The sequence below is a fragment of the uncultured Campylobacter sp. genome (genome assembly GCF_938031315.1).
Lineage (GTDB): Bacteria > Campylobacterota > Campylobacteria > Campylobacterales > Campylobacteraceae > Campylobacter_B.
In genome coordinates this window covers 1-2,990 of sequence record NZ_CALHHT010000098.1, presented here as the reverse complement: position 1 = coordinate 2,990, position 2,990 = coordinate 1, and the positions used below count along the sequence as shown (strand labels likewise).

Sequence of the window (2,990 nt, the reverse complement as noted above, 5' to 3'; positions counted from 1 at the left end):
CAAAAACGCAAGCTCTAGCGCGGACGATTGCGTCATGCAAAATTCTATGGATAGCGCACAAAACCGGGAAGGCGACGAAAGTAGCGGCTCGCGCAATTATGTGCAAAAGCTTACGAGCTCTGATGACAAAAACAACTCAGAAAATTCCGCCGCTTCAAATTCAATAGCAAACGCTGCAAAAAATTCTACGAATTGTGCAGCCAAAAAGCCGCAGAATTGCGAAGATGGATGGAATTTTACAGAATCAGAAAGCCTAGAGAATTTTAAAAGCAATGATTTCACCAAGCAAAATTCAATCCCTGACGAGAATTCTCAAAATTACGCGAGTAAAGATGAAATGAAAAATTCCGCCCGCTCATCAAATCCCGAAAAAGCCGGAAATTTCGCAAACGCAAAGGCTCACGAAAGCCCCGCTCGCTTCGCAAGCGAGCTGAAAGAGGCGGGAATCTTCGATTTTATTTTGATCGATGCGGGGCTTGAGTATCTTAGAGATTTTTTGAGTATCGGCGACGAAAATATCGTGCTGTGCGCGAACGAGCCCTGCTCGATCAGCAACACCTACGCGCTTTTAAAGACGCTTGGGGCGAGCAAAAAAGAGGTTTTGTTTTTGCTAAATTTCACCGCGAGCGAGGATGATGCCGTGATGATCTACGAGAATCTAAAGTCGGTTGCGCACCGCAATATAAGCGAGCTGGGCTTTAAATTGCTAGGCTTTGTGCCGTTTTGCAAACAAGTAGCCGTCTGCTCACAAAATCGCGCGCTTTTTAACTCGCACTATCCGTTTTCGCCCGCTACCATCGCGCTTAGACAGAGCGTCTCGCGATTTTTAAGCAAACAGGGCTGCGAGCCTATCGATATGAGTGCTTACCGCGGCGTCGGCGGATTTTTACGAAAGCTTAGCAACCTAGTATGATTTACGATGAGATTTTAAATCACGCAAATTCTACTATTTTAAACGGAATTTTAAAAATTTAATGGTATTCTTAAAGTTAAAATTTTAAATAATATACACAAAAGATAGATTAATCATGCAGTTGAAAGAAATTTTAAAAGACATCAAAATTGCCCGCGACAATCTCAAAAACGTGGGCAAAAGCGCCACGATCTTCGGCTCGGCGCGCTTTAGCGAGGACAATCGCTACGTAAAAGACGCGCAAAAGCTCTGCGAAGGGCTCGCCGATTTAGGATACTCGATCATCACCGGAGGCGGTGGCGGCATTATGCAAGGCGCCAACCGAGGCGCATTTGCGAGGGCAAGGACGCACAGCGTGGGCTTTAACATCATGCTGCCGTTTGAGCAAAAAAGCAACGGCTTTTTGACGCAGGGCGCGAAATTTTCGGCATTTGCACCGCGCAAAGGCGCCCTCATCGAAAACAGCGAAATTTTCGTCATCTTTCCTGGTGGATTTGGGACGCTGGATGAGTTTTTTGAAATTTTAGTGCTGGTGCAGACGGGCTTTAAACGCGCACGGATCTATCTTTACGACGAGGAATTCTACGCGCCTTTGATGGAGTTTTTCCGCACTTCGCTGCTAAAATCTGGCGCGATAAACGAAAGCGATCTGCAAAATTTTAAGCTCTGCGACAGCGTGGATGAAATTTTGACGGATGTGCGACGTAAGGAGAACGAATGAAAATTTTAGTCGCGATGAGCGGCGGCGTGGATAGCTCGATGTGCGCGAAACTGCTGCAAGACGCGGGGCACGAGGTGCAGGGCTGCTATATGAAGCTGCACGCAAAGCCCGGCTATCACGAAGCAAATATTGCCAAAGTCCGCAAGGTAGGCGAGTTTTTAGGCATAAAAATCCACATTTTGGATCTGCAGGAGGATTTTAACCGCGACGTTTACGAGCCCTTCGTGCAGGCCTATATAGGCGGTCTTACGCCAAATCCATGCGCGCTGTGTAATCGCCGTATAAAGCTCGGCAAGCTCTTGGAATTTGCGCGCGAGCAGGGCTTTGAGCGCCTAGCTACGGGGCATTACGTCCGCATCGAGGACGGGCTTTTAAAAGCCGCTGTAGATCTTAGCAAAGATCAGAGCTATTTTTTAGCAAACATCGATCCCGCCGCGCTTAAGTTTATGCTCTTTCCGCTTGGAGGGATGTATAAAAAGGATGTCAAAGTAGCCGCGCGCGCCTATGCGGAGCTTTCGCAGATCGCTTCTGCGAGCGAAAGTAGCGAGATCTGCTTTGTCGATACCACATATATCGACGTTTTGAACCGTCATACGGGCACCAAAATGCCCGGCATCGTGCGCGACCGCGCGGGCAACGCCGTGGGCACTCACGAGGGTTATATGCACTACACGATCGGCAAGCGCCGCGGTTTTACGGTGCACGGCGCGCATGAGCCGCACTTCGTGCTAAGCATCGACCCGAGCAAAAACGAGATCGTCGTAGGCGGCAAGGAGGAGCTGGCGACCTACGAGTTCGACACCGAAAATTTCAACGCCTTTTTAAGCAGGGATGAAATTTTAAATATGTCTGGCCTCGGCGTTAAGATCCGCTACCGCAGCGCCAAACTCCCCGTTAAAATTTCGCCGCGTGAAGACGGCGGCGTGCATGCCGTGCTGTCTGCGCCCGCAGCGGGCATCGCTCCGGCACAGCTCGCGGTTTTTTACGACGAGCGCGACCACGTAGTGGCAAGCGGATTTATAAAATAGCGCTTTGCATCCGATGCTTCCTTTGGTGTCGCTTGGGCCTCATCTGCTCGCAAAACGGCGCTTTGATCGCGCCGTTTGATCTACACTTGCTCTGCTAAATTTTATATCGAAGTAAGATATTTACGCTTTTGAATCCGCGCCTTTAAATTTCATTTCGCAAGCCTAGGCGCGCAAATTTTATGCGTGCAACTTTGTGATTGAGTCTTTTAAATTTACGCTCTGTCGCCGCGTACGCCTACACTGCTAGCGAAATTTTACGAAAGTTGCGGCGCTAAAATAAAATTTACGGCGACGCCTTATCAAAGCGCGCCGCGACGCAAAAATCGCG

General features: G+C 49.0%; 3 protein-coding genes. All 3 read left to right on the top strand.

Translation table 11 applies throughout. The features are described from left to right. Positions 1-913, top strand: a 913-nt coding sequence (locus Q0236_RS02825; RefSeq protein WP_297914883.1) for a hypothetical protein, incomplete at its 5' end; no start/stop codon positions are given. Positions 914-1,028: 115 nt separating this feature from the next. Then, positions 1,029-1,634 carry a TIGR00730 family Rossman fold protein gene (locus tag Q0236_RS02820; RefSeq protein ID WP_291940297.1) on the top strand — a complete coding sequence of 202 codons (606 nt, stop codon included), beginning with the start codon at positions 1,029-1,031 and terminating at the stop codon, positions 1,632-1,634. Further along, positions 1,631-2,662, top strand: coding sequence for a tRNA 2-thiouridine(34) synthase MnmA (gene mnmA, locus Q0236_RS02815; protein WP_297914880.1), 1,032 nt, complete (start codon positions 1,631-1,633; stop codon positions 2,660-2,662). The genes Q0236_RS02820 and mnmA overlap by 4 nt, the downstream gene beginning before the upstream one ends. Positions 2,663-2,990: the final 328 nt, after the last annotated feature.